At 70.4% G+C, this 15,776-nt stretch carries 15 protein-coding genes and 1 riboswitch; of the genes, 7 read left to right on the forward strand and 8 right to left on the reverse strand.

Annotated features, from left to right (window positions below):
- Positions 1-218 precede the first annotated feature (218 nt).
- From ACIBCJ_RS11655 to ACIBCJ_RS11665, 3 genes are read right to left on the reverse strand one after another with little or no spacing between them, the layout of a single operon-like run.
- Positions 219-1,397 (reverse strand): cystathionine gamma-lyase, encoded by a 1,179-nt coding sequence (locus ACIBCJ_RS11655; protein ID WP_362100218.1) that lies wholly within the window; start codon positions 1,395-1,397, stop codon positions 219-221.
- Positions 1,394-1,888: a low molecular weight protein-tyrosine-phosphatase gene (locus tag ACIBCJ_RS11660; protein WP_362508343.1), complete on the reverse strand. Its 495-nt coding sequence runs from the start codon at positions 1,886-1,888 to the stop codon at positions 1,394-1,396. The genes ACIBCJ_RS11655 and ACIBCJ_RS11660 overlap by 4 nt, the downstream gene beginning before the upstream one ends.
- Before the next feature lie 5 nt (positions 1,889-1,893).
- Entirely contained in the window at positions 1,894-2,271 is a 378-nt protein-coding gene (locus ACIBCJ_RS11665; RefSeq protein ID WP_365979509.1) for a phage holin family protein, read from the reverse strand.
- Between the two features lie 59 nt (positions 2,272-2,330).
- Between ACIBCJ_RS11665 and ACIBCJ_RS11670 the strand changes: the two genes are divergently transcribed.
- From ACIBCJ_RS11670 to ACIBCJ_RS11685, 4 genes are all read left to right on the forward strand, one after another.
- A complete protein-coding gene (locus ACIBCJ_RS11670) occupies positions 2,331-2,648 on the forward strand; it encodes a cupin domain-containing protein (RefSeq protein WP_365979510.1) in 318 nt (105 codons plus the stop codon).
- Between the two features lie 142 nt (positions 2,649-2,790).
- The gene (locus ACIBCJ_RS11675) at positions 2,791-3,003 is read left to right on the forward strand and encodes a DUF5326 family protein (protein WP_133889977.1); all 213 of its coding nucleotides are present in this window, start codon (positions 2,791-2,793) and stop codon (positions 3,001-3,003) included.
- Positions 3,004-3,309: 306 nt separating this feature from the next.
- Entirely contained in the window at positions 3,310-4,047 is a 738-nt protein-coding gene (locus ACIBCJ_RS11680) for a helix-turn-helix domain-containing protein (RefSeq protein ID WP_365979644.1), read from the forward strand.
- A gap of 101 nt (positions 4,048-4,148) precedes the next feature.
- Entirely contained in the window at positions 4,149-4,586 is a 438-nt protein-coding gene (locus tag ACIBCJ_RS11685; protein ID WP_133889975.1) for an SsgA family sporulation/cell division regulator, read from the forward strand.
- Positions 4,587-4,633: 47 nt separating this feature from the next.
- Here the strand turns inward: ACIBCJ_RS11685 and ACIBCJ_RS11690 are convergent, their stop codons facing one another.
- The gene (locus tag ACIBCJ_RS11690; RefSeq protein ID WP_365979511.1) at positions 4,634-6,181 is read right to left on the reverse strand and encodes a YibE/F family protein; all 1,548 of its coding nucleotides are present in this window, start codon (positions 6,179-6,181) and stop codon (positions 4,634-4,636) included.
- 71 nt (positions 6,182-6,252) lie between these two features.
- Positions 6,253-6,442, forward strand: a riboswitch (TPP riboswitch).
- On the opposite strand from ACIBCJ_RS11690, the gene thiC reads away from it, so the two are divergent.
- Both thiC and ACIBCJ_RS11700 read left to right on the forward strand, forming a co-directional pair.
- Complete coding sequence (thiC, locus tag ACIBCJ_RS11695) at positions 6,435-8,249, forward strand: phosphomethylpyrimidine synthase ThiC (RefSeq protein ID WP_362100207.1); 1,815 nt, start codon at positions 6,435-6,437, stop codon at positions 8,247-8,249. It overlaps the preceding riboswitch by 8 nt.
- A 77-nt stretch (positions 8,250-8,326) precedes the next feature.
- A complete protein-coding gene (locus tag ACIBCJ_RS11700) occupies positions 8,327-9,811 on the forward strand; it encodes a VWA domain-containing protein (RefSeq protein ID WP_365979512.1) in 1,485 nt (494 codons plus the stop codon).
- 24 nt (positions 9,812-9,835) lie between these two features.
- On the opposite strand, the gene ACIBCJ_RS11705 is transcribed toward ACIBCJ_RS11700, so the two are convergent.
- The 3 genes from ACIBCJ_RS11705 to ACIBCJ_RS11715 form a co-directional block, all read right to left on the reverse strand.
- Positions 9,836-10,705, reverse strand: coding sequence for a hypothetical protein (locus ACIBCJ_RS11705; protein WP_362100201.1), 870 nt, complete (start codon positions 10,703-10,705; stop codon positions 9,836-9,838).
- A 182-nt stretch (positions 10,706-10,887) separates the two neighbouring features.
- Positions 10,888-11,994 (reverse strand): Ser/Thr/Tyr protein phosphatase SppA, encoded by a 1,107-nt coding sequence (sppA, locus tag ACIBCJ_RS11710; RefSeq protein ID WP_365979513.1) that lies wholly within the window; start codon positions 11,992-11,994, stop codon positions 10,888-10,890.
- A 635-nt stretch (positions 11,995-12,629) separates the two neighbouring features.
- Complete coding sequence (locus tag ACIBCJ_RS11715; RefSeq protein WP_362508355.1) at positions 12,630-13,742, reverse strand: LacI family DNA-binding transcriptional regulator; 1,113 nt, start codon at positions 13,740-13,742, stop codon at positions 12,630-12,632.
- 430 nt (positions 13,743-14,172) lie between these two features.
- Between ACIBCJ_RS11715 and hisC the strand changes: the two genes are divergently transcribed.
- Positions 14,173-15,252, forward strand: coding sequence for a histidinol-phosphate transaminase (gene hisC / locus ACIBCJ_RS11720; RefSeq protein ID WP_362508358.1), 1,080 nt, complete (start codon positions 14,173-14,175; stop codon positions 15,250-15,252).
- Between the two features lie 18 nt (positions 15,253-15,270).
- Here hisC and ACIBCJ_RS11725 read toward each other — a convergent pair whose 3' ends face one another.
- Positions 15,271-15,645, reverse strand: coding sequence for a cyclophilin-like fold protein (locus ACIBCJ_RS11725; RefSeq protein ID WP_362100190.1), 375 nt, complete (start codon positions 15,643-15,645; stop codon positions 15,271-15,273).
- Positions 15,646-15,776: the final 131 nt, after the last annotated feature.

A 15,776-nucleotide genomic window follows, 5' to 3' on the forward strand; every position in this document is an offset into this window, starting at 1 on the left:
GCCCGCCGACTCAGTCCCAGCCGTTGGCCGCGCGCAGCGACACGCGTGAGCCCGGCGATGTGCCGCATCGTCTGCGTGCCCTGCGCGCCGACAGGAAGTACGTCCGCACCGGTGGAACCGGTGGATGGCCGGATCGGGATGCCCGGCGGCCGGCCCTTCCCCGGGTCTTCGGGGTGAAGGACCGGCCGGCGACGGTACGGAGGGACGGCGCGGCGCCGTCAGTCCGCCGTCTCGTCCAGTGCCCGCAGCAGGTCCGCCACCAGGTCGTCGGGGTCCTCCGCGCCGACCGAGAGCCGGATGAAGCCCTCCGGCACCGCGTCGCCGCCCCAGCGCCCGCGCCGCTCCGCGGTGGACCGCACCCCGCCGAAACTCGTCGCGCCCTCGACCAGGCGCAGCGCCTCGAGGAAACGATCGGCACGCGCGCGCGAGGGCAGCGTGAACGAGACGACGCAGCCGTAGCGCAGCATCTGCTGAGAGGCGACCTTGTGGGACGGGTCGTCGGGAAGTCCGGGGTACCGCAGCCCGGTGATCTCGGGCCGGGCCCGCAGCGCCTCGGCCACCCTGAGCGCGGTGGCGTTCTGCCGGTCCACGCGCAGTTGGAGCGTGGCGATCGAGCGGTGCGCCAGCCAGGCCTCCATGGGCCCGGGGATCGCGCCGACGATCTTGCGCCAGCGCCGTACGGCGGCCATCGCGGCGGCGTCGCGCCCGGCCACGTAGCCGAGGAGGACGTCACCGTGGCCGGTGAGCTGCTTGGTGCCACTGGCCACCGAGAAGTCGGCGCCGAGCTCCAGCGGGCGCTGCCCCAGCGGTGAGGCGAGGGTGTTGTCGACGGCGACCAGGGCGCCGCACGCGTGTGCCGCCTCGACCAGCCGCCGCACGTCGCACACGTCGAGCCCCGGATTGGACGGCGTCTCCAGCCACAGCAGCTTCGCCCCGTCCAGGACGTCGAGCTGGGCGTCCCCGCCGGTCGGCGCGGTGCGCACCTCGATGCCGTACGCCTCCAGCTGTGCGCGGGCCAGCGGCAGCACCTGGTAGCCGTCGTCGGGCAGGACGACCGTGTCACCGGCGCGCAGCTGCGAGAAGAGCACCGAGGAGATCGCGGCCATGCCCGAGGCGAAGACGAGGGTCTCCACCCCGTCCTGTCCCGGATCCTCCAGCTCGCCGATGGCGCGCTCGAGGTGGGTCCAGGTCGGGTTCTCGTCGCGGCCGTAGGTGTACGGGCCGGTCGGGTCGCCCGGGAGGTGGAAGTGGGCGGCGAACACCGGGCCGGGCAGGGTGGGCTCGTGCTTGACGGGTTCGGGCAGTCCGGCCCGCACTGCGCGCGTACCGTCACCGGGGCCGGAGGCGGGGCCCGCCCTGCCCGTACCGGTGCTGTCGTTCGTGGCGGAATCGCTCATGCCGCCCGTCCTTCCACTTGTTCGCGTACCGCGGCGAGCAGTCCGTCGCTCGCCGCCTCCACCATCTCAAGGCATTCCTCGAAACCGTCCTGACCCCCGTAGTACGGGTCCGGAACGTCGAGGTCACCACCGTCGGCGGCGGGGTCGTACGACCGCAGCAGACGCACCTTGGCCGCGTCCTGCTCGGTGGGGGCGAGCCGCCGCAGGGCCCTCAGGTGCCCGGCGTCGAGGGCGACGACGAGGTCGAGGCGGGAGAACCAGGACTGCTGGAACTGGCGTGCCGTGTGGTCGAGACCGTAGCCGCTCTCGGTCAGGACGGCCACGGTGCGCGGGTCGGCGCCCTCGCCCTCGTGCCAGCCCCCGGTGCCGGCGCTGTCGGCCTCGACCAGGTCGTCGAGTCCCGCGTCCGCCACGCGCGCGCGGAAGACGGCTTCGGCCATCGGGGACCGGCAGATGTTGCCCGTGCAGACGAAACAGACGCGGTAGGTCATCCGGATCAGTCCCCGTCGGGCAGGAAGGCGTTGAGGGCCCAGGAGACGATCGAGATGATCAGCGCGCCCAGGACGGCGGTCCAGAACCCGTCGACGTGGAAGCTCAGGTCGAGCTTGTCCGCCATCCAGGAGGTGAGCAACAGCATCAACGCGTTGACCACGAGCGTGAACAGGCCCAGGGTCAGGATGAACAGCGGGAAGGTCAGCACCTGGACGATCGGCTTCACCACCATGTTGACCAGGCCGAAGACCAGGGCGACCACGATCAGGGTGACGGCCTTCTCCCCGGTGCTGCCCCCGGTGAGGGTGATCTTGTCGAGCAGCCACACGGCGACCGCGAGGGCGCCCGCGTTGGCGATCGTCTTGACTAGGAAATTCTTCATGTGTCTGATCGTGGCAGACGTGATCGGACCCGAACGGTGAGGCAGGGGCGGACGAGGCGATGAAGGCATTCCGGCTGGACGAACTGGAGGCGGAGCGCGCCGCCAACGACGGTGCCTACCTGCAGTTCCTGCGGGAGCGGAACATGTCGGTCGGCCTGTACGCCCTCGACGCGGGCACGAGCGACCCGCAGCAGCCGCACGCACAGGACGAGGTGTACTTCGTGGTGAGCGGGCGGGCCGCGATCACCGTGGGCATAGAGACCACCCAGGTCGCCCGCGGCAGCGTGGTCTACGTGCCGGCCGGGGTGGCCCACAAGTTCCATCACATCAGCGAGGACCTGCGGGTTCTGGTGGTGTTCTCTCCGCCGGAGAGCTGAGGACCACCTCGGGGTTCCCTAGGGGATCGGTCAGGGGGAGACAAGGGATGCGAGGCCCCTGCCGTGGCGCTCGCGGCCCTAGCATCGGGTGCAGGACGTCAGAGGACTCCCAGGATTCCCCCGAAAGGTAAGGGCAACGGCGATGCGAGAGATCTTCACGGGACTGCCGTGGTGGGTGAAGTGGGTCGCGGTGCCGGTCATCGCCCTGGTCGTGTTCGGCGGGCTGATCGCCAGCGTGGTCGGATTCGTGATCGGTCTGCTGTTCAAGCTGCTGATCTTCGTCGCGCTCGTCGGCGGACTGATCTACGTCGTACGCAAGTTCATGTCCAGCTCCTCGTCGCGCAGCGACTGGTGAGCCAAGCGGGGCACCGGTGGCGGTAACAGAAACCACCGGTTCCCTCGGGCGAGGGAAGTTTCCCGGGCGGGCCGGTGGTGAGCGGTGACCGGCGATTAGAGTCCGGAACTCCACGCGGGGGCCACCCCGCGGACGGCGTACACCCCCACCCGTGTTCTCCGCACGGACCGCCACCTCGCGTCCCGGAAGTGACCCTTGGCCACGGCTGACACCGCATTCGCTCAGCTGCACGCCCTCCCCGTGCAGCCCCGATCGACGCCACGGACATCCCCCGCGCCGTCCTCGGCCGACCCGCCTTCCGTGACCCTGATCGGCTCCGTACAGCGAGCGATGCGACTGCTCGAGTGCGTCGCCGAGCACCCGTACGGAGCCCCCGCCAAACAACTGGCCCGCGAGACGGGACTGGCGCTGCCCACGGCCTACCACCTCCTGCGCACGCTGGTGCACGAGGGCTATCTGCGCCGGGAGAAGGGGCTGTTCTTCCTCGGCGAGGCCGCCGAGCGGCTGAGCAGCAACGGGGCCGAGCAGAAACGTCGCAGCACCGTGGTCGACACCATGGCGCACTGGCGTGACGCGATCGGCGTTCCCGTGTACTACGCCATGTACCGGGACGGCGAGATCGACGTCATGTGCGTCTCCGACACCCCGGGCAATCCGGCGGTCGAGGAGTGGGCGGACTTCCGCGAGACGGGACACGCGCACGCCATCGGGCAGTGTCTGCTCTCCCAGCTCGACGAGGAGGCCCGCCGCGACCACCTCGACCGCTACCCGGTGCAGCCGCTCACGCCGTACACGGTGCGCGACAGCCACAGCCTGATGAGGCGACTGGAGCGCATGCGCCGGATGACGCCGGTGACCGAGCGTCAGGAGTACGCGCTGGGGACGGTCTGCGCGGCGATTCCGATCACCGTCGGCACCACGGCCGCGACGATGGCCATCTCACTGCCGCTTCAGCAGGCCGGCCGGTTGCTGCCCGCGGCACAGCGGCTGCAGACCGAGGTGGGCCGGCGTCTGGGCTCGCTCGCCCTCTCTATCAGTATCTGAAAACTCACTCCTTGTGATCTGGTGTGTACGTTGAGCAAGATGCCACCAGTGTTAGAGGTTTGATTCCCGGACAGGTCGACGGCGAATGACGGGGTAGGCGAATGGGCGAGTCCGTACAGGCAGAGGTCATGATGAGCTTTCTCGTGTCCGAGGAGCTCTCTTTCCGCATTCCGGTGGAGCTGCGCTACGAGAGCCATGATCCCTATGCCGTGCGCCTGACCTTCCATCTGCCCGGTGACGCGCCGGTGACCTGGGCCTTCGGCCGGGAGTTGCTGGTCGACGGGGTCGGCCGACCGTGCGGTGACGGGGACGTGCGCATCGCGCCGGTCGATCCGGAACCGCTGGCCGAGGTGCTGATCCGGCTTCAGGTCGGCAGCGACCAAGCCCTGTTCCGCTCCTCGGCCGCGCCCCTCGTGGCCTTCCTCGACCGCACCGACAAGCTGGTGCCGCTGGGACAGGAAGGGGCACTCGCCGACTTCGACAGTCACCTCGACGAGGCCCTGGACCGCATCCTGGCCGAGGAGCAGAGCGCGGGCTGAACCGTTACGTCACCCGGCGGTGGTGGCGTAACGCTTCGCCGGGCGGGTCAGCGCTTTCGACGACGGCCCCGCCCGCCCCGCACCGGGGCACTACCACCCGCTCCCGCCACCGCTCCCGCCGCCCGGGCCGGCCGGTCCGCCGAGACGACCAGGGCGGCGAGGGCCGTGGTGACCGGCACGGACGCCACCAGGCCGATCGAGCCGACCAGCGTCCGCACGATCTCCTCGGCGACCAGCTCGCTGTTGGCGACGGTCCCCACCCCGCTCTGCGCGATCGAGAACAGCAGCAGCAGGGGCAGCGCGGCGCCCGCGTAGGCGAGGACGAGCGTGTTCACCACCGAGGCGATGTGGTCGCGGCCGATGCGGATGCCCGCGCGGTACAGACCGCGCCAGCCCATGGCCGGGTTGGCTTCGTGCAGCTCCCAGACCGCGGACGTCTGGGTGACCGTCACGTCGTCGAGGACGCCGAGCGATCCGATGATGACCCCGGCCAGCAGCAGGCCGCTCATGTCGATCGACGGGTACAGGCCGTGGATGAGGCCGGTGTTGTCGTCCGTGTTGCCGGTGAGCGCGGCCCAGCCGATGAACAGGGAGCCGAGCACGCCGATCAGCAACAGCGAGATCAGGGTGCCCAGCACCGCCACCGACGTGCGGGCCGACAGCCCGTGGCACAGGTACAGCGCGATCAGCATGATCGCGCTGGAGCCGATCACCGCCACGACCAAGGGGTTCGAGCCTTGGAGGACGGCGGGCAGGATGAAGAAGTTCAGCAGGAGGAAGCTGATGGCCAGCGACACGAGCGCCATGAGGCCGCGCATCCGTCCGACGGCCACGACGGCGAGCGCGAAGATGCCGGCGAGCAGCGCCAGGGGGAGGCGGCGGTTGACGTCCGTCACCGAGTACTGAAGATCCTTGGGCGCGGAGGGCTCGTAGGCGACCACCACCTCCTGGCCCTCGTGCAACTGCCGTGTCTGGTCAGGCTGCACGATCTCCTCGAACGTACGGCCCTTGTCGTCGCCGGTGTCGACACGGACGGTCGCCCGTTTGCACTCGCCCTTCGCCTGCTGCACCGCCGAGGAACCCTCGGCGGTGGACGTGTCGCCGGTCGGGGTGCCGCCCGAAGCGTTGGCGGACTGGCAGCTCAGTGCGACCACCTTGGTGACGGTGGCCTGCTGCGTCTGCCGGTCGAAACCGACCCCCGTGCGCTCGTGCGGCGGTGCGCCGCCCGGCCACAGCACCGCGAGCCCGACCAGTACGGCGGCGGCGAAGGGGATCAGGATCGCGGCGATGACCTTGCGCAGGTGCCGCGAGACGGGCGCCGCGGGTCCATGACTGTGCGCGTGCGAGTGCCCGTGCCCACCGCCCGCGCCGTGTCCACCGCCCGCGCCAAGTCCACCAGCACCGTGGCCGCTGTCCTCGGCCTCGTGCCCATGCACCTGCCCGTGCCCGTGCCCCTGACCGGCGACCTGTCTGCCGTCGTTCGCACCGTGGGTGACGACGGGGACGGGCCCGGTTGCCTGGCCGTCGCCCTCTGCGGCGTTCGGTCCGCGGCGGGGCCGGCGCGGCGGAAAGGGGGGTCGCTGCGGTGTGGTCACCGCCCGATCATCGCAAGAACGAGGGGGGCCCTCTGTTCACCGCGCCCGAATGGGCGCTAGCGTGGGGGCACCTTTGTACACGCGGGAGCTCGGAGCACCGGGCTGAGAGGGCGCTGACCTCCGTCCCAGCGATGTTTCACGGGAAACGTCACCGAAGCCGGGTGACGTATCCCACGAAGCGTCGACAGACGGAAGCCGCTGCGTCGACCGCCGAACCTGTTACCGGGTAATGCCGGCGTAGGGAGTAGGTCTCATGACCATCAAGGACGCACGCACGCCTGCCTCCGCACAGAGCTCCACGCAGAACTCCGTCCAGAAGGACGCCGTGGAGACCACGGAGGCCGGGAAGTCCATCGGCTGGCACAAGGCGTATGTCGAGGGTTCGCGCCCCGACCTGCGGGTGCCGGTCCGTCAGGTGCACCTCACCAACGGGCAGTCGGTCACGCTGTACGACACCTCGGGCCCGTACACCGATCCACTCGTCGACACCGATGTCCGCAGGGGACTGGCGCCGCTGCGGGAGAACTGGATCATCGCCCGCGGCGACACCGAGGAGTACGCGGGCCGTCCCGTACGTCCCGAGGACGACGGGATCAAGCACACGTCGCCGCGCGGCGGCCTGCGCAACCTCGACGCCGTCTTCCCGGGCCGCCCGCGTCAGCCGCGCCGGGGCCGGGACGGCAACGCCGTGACGCAGCTCGCGTACGCACGACGGGGCGAGATCACCCCGGAGATGGAGTACGTGGCCGTCCGGGAGAACGTGTCGCCGGAAGTGGTCCGCGAGGAGATCGCCGCGGGACGCGCCGTACTGCCCGCCAACGTCAACCACCCCGAGATCGAGCCGATGATCATCGGCAAGCGGTTCCTGGTGAAGGTGAACGCCAACATCGGCAACTCGGCGGTCACCTCCTCCATCGAGGAGGAGGTCGACAAGATGACCTGGGCGACCCGGTGGGGCGCCGACACGGTCATGGACCTCTCCACCGGCCGCAACATCCACACCACCCGAGAGTGGGTCCTGCGCAACTCCCCCGTCCCCATCGGGACCGTGCCGCTCTACCAGGCCCTGGAGAAGGTCGACGGCCGCGCCGAGGAGCTGACCTGGGAGATCTACAAGGACACCGTGATCGAACAGGCCGAGCAGGGCGTGGACTACATGACGGTCCACGCGGGCGTGCGCCTGCCGTACGTACCCCTGACCGCGAACCGCAAGACCGGCATCGTCTCGCGCGGCGGGTCGATCATGGCGGCGTGGTGCCTGGCGCACCACAAGGAGTCCTTCCTGTACGAGAACTTCGAGGAACTCTGCGAGATCCTCGCCGCGTACGACGTCACGTACTCCCTCGGCGACGGCCTGCGTCCGGGGTCGATCGCGGACGCCAACGACGAAGCGCAGTTCGCCGAGTTGCGCACCCTCGGGGAACTCAACCGGATCGCCAAGCGTTGCAACGTACAGACCATGATCGAGGGCCCGGGACATGTCCCGATGCACAAGATCAAGGAGAACATCGACCTTCAGCAGGAGATCTGCGATGAAGCTCCGTTCTATACGCTCGGCCCGCTGACGACGGACGTCGCGCCGGCGTACGACCACATCACCTCCGGCATCGGTGCCGCGATGATCGCCTGGTGGGGCACGGCCATGCTCTGCTACGTCACGCCCAAGGAACATCTGGGCCTGCCCAACCGTGACGACGTCAAGACCGGCGTCATCACCTACAAGATCGCCGCCCATGCCGCCGACCTCGCCAAGGGTCACCCAGGTGCACAGGAGTGGGACGACGCGCTGTCCGACGCCCGGTTCGAGTTCCGGTGGGAGGACCAGTTCAACCTGGCCCTCGACCCGGACACGGCACGGGAGTTCCACGACGAGACGCTGCCGGCCGAGCCCGCGAAGACGGCCCATTTCTGCTCGATGTGCGGGCCCAAGTTCTGCTCGATGAAGATCTCGCAGGACATTCGCCGGGAGCACGGGAGCAGCCGGGGCGAGATCGAGGAGGGCATGGAACAGAAGTCGAAGGAGTTCGCGGCCGCGGGCAACCGCGTGTACCTGCCGATCGCGGACTGATACCCGGGCGCGGAGAGGGGGCAGACGGCAGGGTCGGCCCTCTCCCCGTCGAGGGTCCCGCTCGGCAGACTGGACGCATGACAGCCACCTCACTGAGCAAGGGTGCCAACGTCGCCGTCGACTCCCCCGCGGTGCGCGTCGCACTGGTGTGGTCCGCCGGGGCGGGTGTTCCCGAGGTCGACGCCTCCGCGTTGCTGCTCACCTCGGCCGGACGGGTGCGGGACGACGGGGACTTCGTCTTCTACAACCAGCCCCGTCACACGTCCGGCTCCGTGCGGCACCTGGGCAGGTACGGCGGCCCCGGCGCGGATGCGGGGACCACGGGCGACGCCGTCGAGGTGAACCTGCGCGCGGTGGAGAGGGCCGTCGAGCGCATCGTCGTGTGCGCCTCGGCGGACGGCGGGACGTTCGGCCGGGTTCCCGGGCTGTCGCTGCGACTGCTGGACGCCGGGACGGGCACCGAGCTGGCCCGGTTCGACATCACCGCCGGGCCGGAGACCGCGCTGGTCGCAGGGGAGCTGTACCGGCGCCAGGGGGCGTGGAAGTTCCGCGCGGTCGGGCAGGGGTACGCCGCCGGGCTCGCGGGGCTGGCCACCGACTTCGGCATCACCGTGGACGACGCTCCCCCGGCGGCGGCCTCCGCTCCGACCCCGGCCTCCGTCCCGCCGGCCGCGGCGGCTCCCCTGCCGCCGACGCCACCCGCCCCGCTCGTACCGCCCTCCGTTCCGTCGCGGCCCCCCGTACCGCCGCCCGTACCGCCGCCTGTACCGTCGGCCGCGCCGTCGGCTTCCGGCGGCCCTCGTTTCACCAAGGGCGAGGACCGTCTTCCCGTGGACATGCGCAAGCGGCTGTCCCTGCGCAAGGAGCAGGTCGCGGTCAGCCTGAACAAGCACGGGGCGGCCGGGGTCACCGCGCGGGTCGTCCTCGTCCTGGACGCCTCCGGCTCCATGTCGTTCCTCTACTCCAAGGGTGTCGTCGCGGACGTGGTGGAGCGGATGGCCGCCGTCGCCGCGCAGTTGGACGACGACGGGGAGATGCAGGCGTGGACCTTCGCCTCGAACCCGGCCCGGCTGCCCGACCTGCGCCTGGGCGAGCTGCCCGAGTGGCTGCGGCTGCACGTGCGGGTGGGGGAGATCAGCCTGTTCCGCCGGGGCAGGAAGAAGGGACTGCACCCCGAGCAGGTGGACATGCGGGCGGTCGGCATCCAGAACGAGGAGCAGAAGGTGATCGCCGAGGTCCGCGCCTTCGTCCGGGAGCATCCGGCGCCGGTCCCGACGCTGGTGCTGTTCTTCTCCGACGGCGGTGTCTACCGCGACGCCGAGATCGAGCGGGAGCTGCGGGAGGCCGTGGAGGAACCCGTCTTCTGGCAGTTCGTGGGGCTCGGTCGCTCCAACTACGGGGTGCTGGAGCGGTTCGACACCCTGCCGGGCCGTCGCGTCGACAACGTGGGCTTCTTCGCCGTCGACGACATCGGCACCGTACCGGACCCGGAGCTGTACGACCGGCTGCTGTCCGAGTTCCCGTCCTGGATCACTGCCGCCGGCCGGGCGGGCATCCTCTGAACCGCTGCCCGCCCGTGCCGGTGGCTACTCGGGCCGGTGATCCGGGCCGCCGAAGTCCGGACTGCTGTAGTCCGGGCTCGAGTAACTCGGACGCGGACCGGCGTCGGGGCCGCCGTCGGGGCTGGTGAAACCGGGGCGACCGTAGCCGAGGTGCGGCATGCGGCTGCGCGGAGCAGCCGGACCGGCTCGATCCAGGGCCGCCGCGCCCGGGTCGGCGAGTGCCTCCTGCAGGAAGGGCAGGATGCCGCGCTCCAGCAGAGCCTCGTGCCATGCGGCCCTGGCCCGGGCCACCTCCTCGTCGCGCGCGGTGTAGAAACCGGACTCGGCGGAGGGACGGTTGCGCAGCGCGGTGAGCAGGAGCCCCACCGCGGCGACCAGGATCGCCACCGCGGTGACGGCGCCGAACACCCATCCTGTGGTGAGCATGGTCCGGGCGAAGGCCTGCCCCGGGTCGAGCATCCTCAGGATGTATCCGACCAGCAGGAAGATCGCCGCGGCGGTGCCGGCCAGGACCGGCGCCAGGACGGCGACGACGGCGACGGCCCCCGCCCCGGTCGCCTCGGCCATCTCGCCCACGGTGGCGGCGAGCCCCACCGCTCCCGAGTCCTGCTCCTGGGAGCCGGGTTCGTGCGGGGCGGACGCGGCGTCCGCGGGCGCCGGGCGGCGCAGCTCCTCGCGGACCTTCACGTAGTGCTGGTACTCGGTCGTGGCCGCCGCCGTGATGAGGGCGGTGGCGTTGAGGGCCATGGTGCGCAGTTGTTCGGAGTTGAGCCGCTGACCGACGGCGGCCAGCTCCGGGCGGTGTGGTGCGGAGCGCAGCGCCTCGTCGAGGATCCGCACGTACTCTTGGCGGTCCTCGTTCGACAGGTGCTGCGGAACGCTGTTCATGTGCATCCCCCGATGCTCCGTAGGGCTTGGGGCTCGCATGCCAACGAGCCGTCGGGCAGAAACGGAGGGGAGCCTGCTACGGATAAGCCGATGGTAGAGCGGTGACGGTGGAGGGTGACAGGGGGTTTCCGGAAATTGGGTGCCGCTGTGTACGGACGGCGCAGCCCCGGAGCCCGACGGACGAACGGTCAGGCGTCCAGCGGAAGTTGCTGGACCAGCAGCTTTCCGGCCATGGTGACGCCGCCGTCCATCGCGATGGCCAGGCCGTCCGCGTAGACGTGCGGTCCCTCGACCACCGTGCGGGTGTCGTCCTCGCCGTCCTCGGAGCCGACTTCACCCAGCAGATAGGGGATGGGGCTGTGGCCGTGAACGATCCGGGTGCCGCCGTACGTATCCAGCAGTGAGCGCACGGCGTCGGCGCCACCCTCGTCCCGGAAGGAGAAGCGCTTGGTGAGCTTGCGGAACAGGTCCCACACCTCTTCCGCGTCGTTGCGCGTGAGCGTCTCGCGGACGGTGTCGTTGACCTCTTCGATGGAGCGGCCGTAGTCGAGGTAGGTGGTGGCGTCCGAGTGGACCAGCAGGTGGTCGTCGACCTCTTCCATGGCGTCGAGACGGGCCATCCACTGCAGGTGGTGGTCCTGGAGACGGTCCATGTCGGTCTTCTGCCCGCCGTTCAGCAGCCAGGCGGCCTGGAAGGTGGCGGTGCCCGCGCCGGAGTTGACGGGGGTGTCGCCGAACCGCTTGGCGCCGAGCAGCAGCAGCTCGTGGTTGCCCATCAGCGCCTTGCAGTAGCCGCCGGCCGCGGCGGCCTCCGCGGACAGCCGCATCACCAGGTCGATGACGCCGATGCCGTCCGGGCCACGGTCGGTGAAGTCGCCGAGGAACCACAGCCGGGAGGTGCCCGCGCACCACTGGCCGGCGTCGTCGACGAGGCCCTTCTCCCGTAGAGCGGCCAACAGTTCGTCGAGGTAGCCGTGCACGTCGCCGACGACGAACAGGGGGCCCTGGCCGGTGGCCGGCGGCTGCACGGTGATCGGCTCGGGATCGACCGCGACCTGGACCGTGTCGCCCCGACGGATGACGGGCAGGTCGCGCTGGGTGGGCGTGTAGCCCTCGGGCATGGCCGCTTCGAGCCGCTCCTCGGAGGGTGGGGCGGACTCGCCCGTGTGCATGCCGGGGGCAGCGTACGGAGCGGTCTCGTGGACGTACGCGGGTACCCGGAAGTCGCGCACCGTCGCCGTCCGCTCCACCTCGGGTCCCTGACCGGCCCCCTGAGTCATCGACCCCTCCACCATCGCGCCGCATCTGCACCGCTTCGGACTGCCTGGTCGCAGCGGCCCGCGGTGTGTGGGCCCATCATAGGAATGCGGATCGCGCTGTGTGATGACCCAGGGGTGGTGAATCAGGACAGGACTCCGGTTCGCCGCGGCTTTCGCCCCGTTTGGGCCTGGCTTCGCCCGCCCGACACCACGGTCCGATGCCGTGACGGACGTGTCGGGTGTGGCCTTCGCCGCCCTGTTTCGCCGTCTCGGCCGTCACTCCGCCGTGCCGTCACTCCGGCCGTGCCGTCGCTGAGCGCAGGCCGCCCCTCGTGCATGGCGTCCTTCGGTACGTGCCGTTCCGGTCGGGCCACGACATGCGCGGTTCGCGGCCGGCCCCGGGGTGCCTCCGTCGACCGGGCCCGAGCGCACGGCGCCGTTGTCGGCCGCCGGCCTCGCGTCCTGCTCCCCGCCTCTCGCACCCTGGCGATCGGGACTCGTGCCGGATCCCGGAGTCCCGGAGTCCCGGAGTCCCGGAGTCCCGGAGTCCCGGAGTCCCGGGGGCCCGGGGTCCCGGGGTCCCAAGGTCCCGGAGCCGGCCTTCGCGCATCCGCGTCCCACCCGTCCGGTGCCGGGCTGCCGCGTGCCGCGTTTCGCTGGACCGGGCGCCCCTACTCACCCTCCGGCGACCGCGGAGGGCTGACCGTCGTACGCGGTGGCCGCCGCTGCGACGACGTACGCACGATCAGTTCGGTCGGTATCACCTGCTCGACCGGCTGGTCGGAGTGCAGCCCCTCGATCGCGTCGATGAGGACCTGGATCACGGCGGTGCCGATGCGGCGGGGTTTGAGCGACAGGGTGGTGATCGGCGGCTCGGTACTCGCGTAGCCGGTGGACTCGCTGCAGCAGACCAGCAGCAGGTCCTCGGGGACGCGCAGCCCGTACCGGCGGGCGGCGGCGAGCAGGTCGGTGCCGTTCGGGTCGAACAGGCCGTAGACGGCGTCGGGCCGGTCGGGCCGGGCGAGCAGCCGGTCGGCGGCGACCGCTCCGGCGCACGGATCGTGCGCTGGGTAGGCCTCGTAGACCGGATCCTGGCCGACCCGCTCGCACCAGCGCAGGTAGGCGGTGGTCGACAGGTGGGTGTACGTGTCGGTCGTGGTGCCGGTGAGCAGGCCGATCCTGCGGGCGCCGGCGTCGGCGAGGTGGTCGAGGATGCCGAGCACCGCCGCCTCGTGATCGTTGTCGACCCAGGCGGTGACCGGCAGCGAGCCGGCCGGGCGGCCGTCGGACACGACGGGCAGTCCCTGCCGGACCAGTTCGCTGACAACCGGATCGTGGTCCGAGGGGTCGATGACGACCGTGCCGTCGAGCGCGACGTTGGACCACACGTCGTGACGGGAGGTCGCCGGGAGAATGACGAGGGCATACCCGCGGGCGAGCGCGGCGGACGTGGCGGCGCGCGCCATCTCCGCGAAGTACGCGAACTCGGTGAAGGTGAAAGGTTCATCCCCGTACGTCGTGACGGTCAGGCCGATCAGTCCGGACTTGCCGGTGCGGAGCGTGCGGGCGGCGGCCGAGGGCCGGTAGCCCAGACGGTCGGCGACCTCGCGCACATGGCGCCGGGTGGCATCCGGGAGTCGGCCCTTGCCGTTGAGGGCGTCGGAGACGGTAGTGATGGATACTCCGGCGGCGGCGGCCACGTCCCTGATGCCCGCCCGACCCGGCCGGCTGCCTCGACGTGAGGTTTCCGCGCGGCTCACCTGGTGCTTCCCTGCTGCTGTCATGGCGAGCCGATAGTAGGGCTCATGGGGTGGGGTAGCGCGGACGCATATGCACGCGTTGACAGTCACGTTTCTGCATGATCATTAAGCTCTAACGTCCTTGGAATGAAAGCTAGTTGATGGCTCCCACCCCATTACCTGACGCGTTGACCAGTGAGGGCCTGCGGGGTGGCGGATGTTGCGAAGAGGTCTCAACTCACCTGCACGAGGGATGCGCGCCACGGCGCGAGCCACCGGCGCGTAGATATATGTACGGCGCGCCCCCCGAATCGTGCGCCTTCATGTGCTGATGCCCCTGATGCCCCTGATACCGGTGTGACGGACGAGGCCTGGTCGCATCCGGACGAGGTCCGGTCCACCTATACGCAGCGGCGGCGAATCCTCTTAAGGTGAGGAGTATTCGATGCCGGTGGTGGTCACGAGGAGGACTGCGGTGAGCGAGAAGAACCCCAGGCTGCGCGCCGAGCTGGAGGGGATTCCCACCTACAGGCCGGGCAAGCCCGCCGCGGCCGACGGTCCGGTGGCCTACAAGCTGTCCTCCAACGAGAACCCGTATCCGCCCCTGCCGGGGGTGATGGAGACGGTGACGGCCGCTGCCTCCTCCTTCAACCGGTACCCCGACATGGCCTGCACGGCGCTGATGGCCGAGCTGTCGGACCGCTTCGGCGTGCCGCTGTCCCATCTGGCCACCGGCACCGGTTCGGTCGGAGTGGCCCAGCAGCTGATCCAGGCGACCTCGGGCCCCGGCGACGAGGTGATCTACGCCTGGCGCTCCTTCGAGGCGTACCCGATCATCACGCAGATCAGCGGTGCGACGTCCGTACAGGTGCCGCTGACGCCGGGCGAGGTGCACGACCTGGACGCGATGGCGGACGCGATCACCGACCGGACCCGGCTGATCTTCGTCTGCAACCCCAACAACCCGACGGGCACGGTGGTACGGCGGGCCGAACTGGAGCGGTTCCTGGACCGGGTGCCGAGCGATGTGCTGGTGGTCCTGGACGAGGCCTACCGCGAGTTCATCCGCGACCCCGAGGTCCCGGACGGCGTCGAGTTCTACCGTGAGCGGCCCAACGTCTGCGTGCTGCGCACCTTCTCCAAGGCCTACGGGTTGGCCGGCCTGCGCGTCGGGTTCGCGATCGCGCACGAACCGGTGGCTGCGGCGCTGCGCAAGACGGCGGTGCCCTTCGGCGTCAGTCAGATCGCCCAGGAGGCGGCGATCGCCTCGCTGCGCGCCGAGGACGAGCTGATCGGGCGGGTCGGCTCGCTGGTGTGCGAGCGCACCCGGGTGGCCGACGCGCTGCGTGCGCAGGGCTGGACGGTGCCGGAGAGCCAGGCCAACTTCGTCTGGCTGCGGTTGGGGGAGCGCACGCTCGCCTTCGCGAACGCCTGCGAACAGGCCGGCGTGGTCGTCCGGCCCTTCGCGGGTGAGGGCGTACGCGTGACGGTCGGGGAGAGCGAGGCGAACGACATCTTCCTGAAGGTGTCGGCGGAGTTCCGCAAGGAGCTGTAGGCCGGCAAGGAGCCGTGGTCAGCCGTCGACGCGTTCGACGCGGACCGGGTCGCCGTCGCGCACCGTAGCCAGGAGGCGCGGGTCGCCTTCGAGACGCCCCATGACGTTGCACGGACTCGCGAGGCGGCACTCGTCGCCCCGCGAGATGGGCGTCGGGCCGTAGGGGAGGGCCAGGGCGTCCCCGTCGGTCCAGAAGGCGACCGTGCCCGGCTCGACGACCTGACGGGCGTCCGTTTCACGTGGAACGGACATGCCCGTGTCGAAGTACACCTCCTCGCCCCAGGTGTGGGCGGAGGCGGTGAGTGGCAGCGCCTTGAGCAGCATCTGTGTGGTCGGGGTGTCGTCGAGTGCCGCGGTGAGGTGTCCCGCAGGCCATGAGATCCGTATCCGCATGCCGTGGATTCAACAATATGTTGAAGGCCGTGCCAAGGGGTTGACGTCACAGGGGACCCCCCTTCCGGTGTCGAAAAGCAGTAGGTCATAATTGCTTGTGAATGTGAACGCGTTCACAAGCGTGTCCCGGT

It is taken from the genome of Streptomyces sp. NPDC051136, assembly GCF_044455745.1.
Classification (GTDB): Bacteria; Actinomycetota; Actinomycetes; order Streptomycetales; family Streptomycetaceae; genus Streptomyces.

What these genes read in the sequence shown, in the direction of transcription:
- ACIBCJ_RS11685 (WP_133889975.1), top strand. Translation starts at nt 4,149, where the DNA reads ATGGGCGAGTCCGTACAGGCAGAGGTCATGATGAGCTTTCTCGTGTCC.
- ACIBCJ_RS11705 (WP_362100201.1), bottom strand. Translation starts at nt 10,705, where the DNA reads ATGCACATGAACAGCGTTCCGCAGCACCTGTCGAACGAGGACCGCCAA.
- ACIBCJ_RS11715 (WP_362508355.1), bottom strand. Translation starts at nt 13,742, where the DNA reads ATGACAGCAGCAGGGAAGCACCAGGTGAGCCGCGCGGAAACCTCACGT.
- ACIBCJ_RS11700 (WP_365979512.1), top strand. Translation starts at nt 8,327, where the DNA reads ATGACAGCCACCTCACTGAGCAAGGGTGCCAACGTCGCCGTCGACTCC.
- ACIBCJ_RS11665 (WP_365979509.1), bottom strand. Translation starts at nt 2,271, where the DNA reads ATGAAGAATTTCCTAGTCAAGACGATCGCCAACGCGGGCGCCCTCGCG.
- sppA (WP_365979513.1), bottom strand. Translation starts at nt 11,994, where the DNA reads ATGGTGGAGGGGTCGATGACTCAGGGGGCCGGTCAGGGACCCGAGGTG.
- ACIBCJ_RS11655 (WP_362100218.1), bottom strand. Translation starts at nt 1,397, where the DNA reads ATGAGCGATTCCGCCACGAACGACAGCACCGGTACGGGCAGGGCGGGC.
- thiC (WP_362100207.1), top strand. Translation starts at nt 6,435, where the DNA reads ATGACCATCAAGGACGCACGCACGCCTGCCTCCGCACAGAGCTCCACG.
- ACIBCJ_RS11660 (WP_362508343.1), bottom strand. Translation starts at nt 1,888, where the DNA reads ATGACCTACCGCGTCTGTTTCGTCTGCACGGGCAACATCTGCCGGTCC.
- ACIBCJ_RS11675 (WP_133889977.1), top strand. Translation starts at nt 2,791, where the DNA reads ATGCGAGAGATCTTCACGGGACTGCCGTGGTGGGTGAAGTGGGTCGCG.
- ACIBCJ_RS11725 (WP_362100190.1), bottom strand. Translation starts at nt 15,645, where the DNA reads ATGCGGATACGGATCTCATGGCCTGCGGGACACCTCACCGCGGCACTC.
- ACIBCJ_RS11670 (WP_365979510.1), top strand. Translation starts at nt 2,331, where the DNA reads ATGAAGGCATTCCGGCTGGACGAACTGGAGGCGGAGCGCGCCGCCAAC.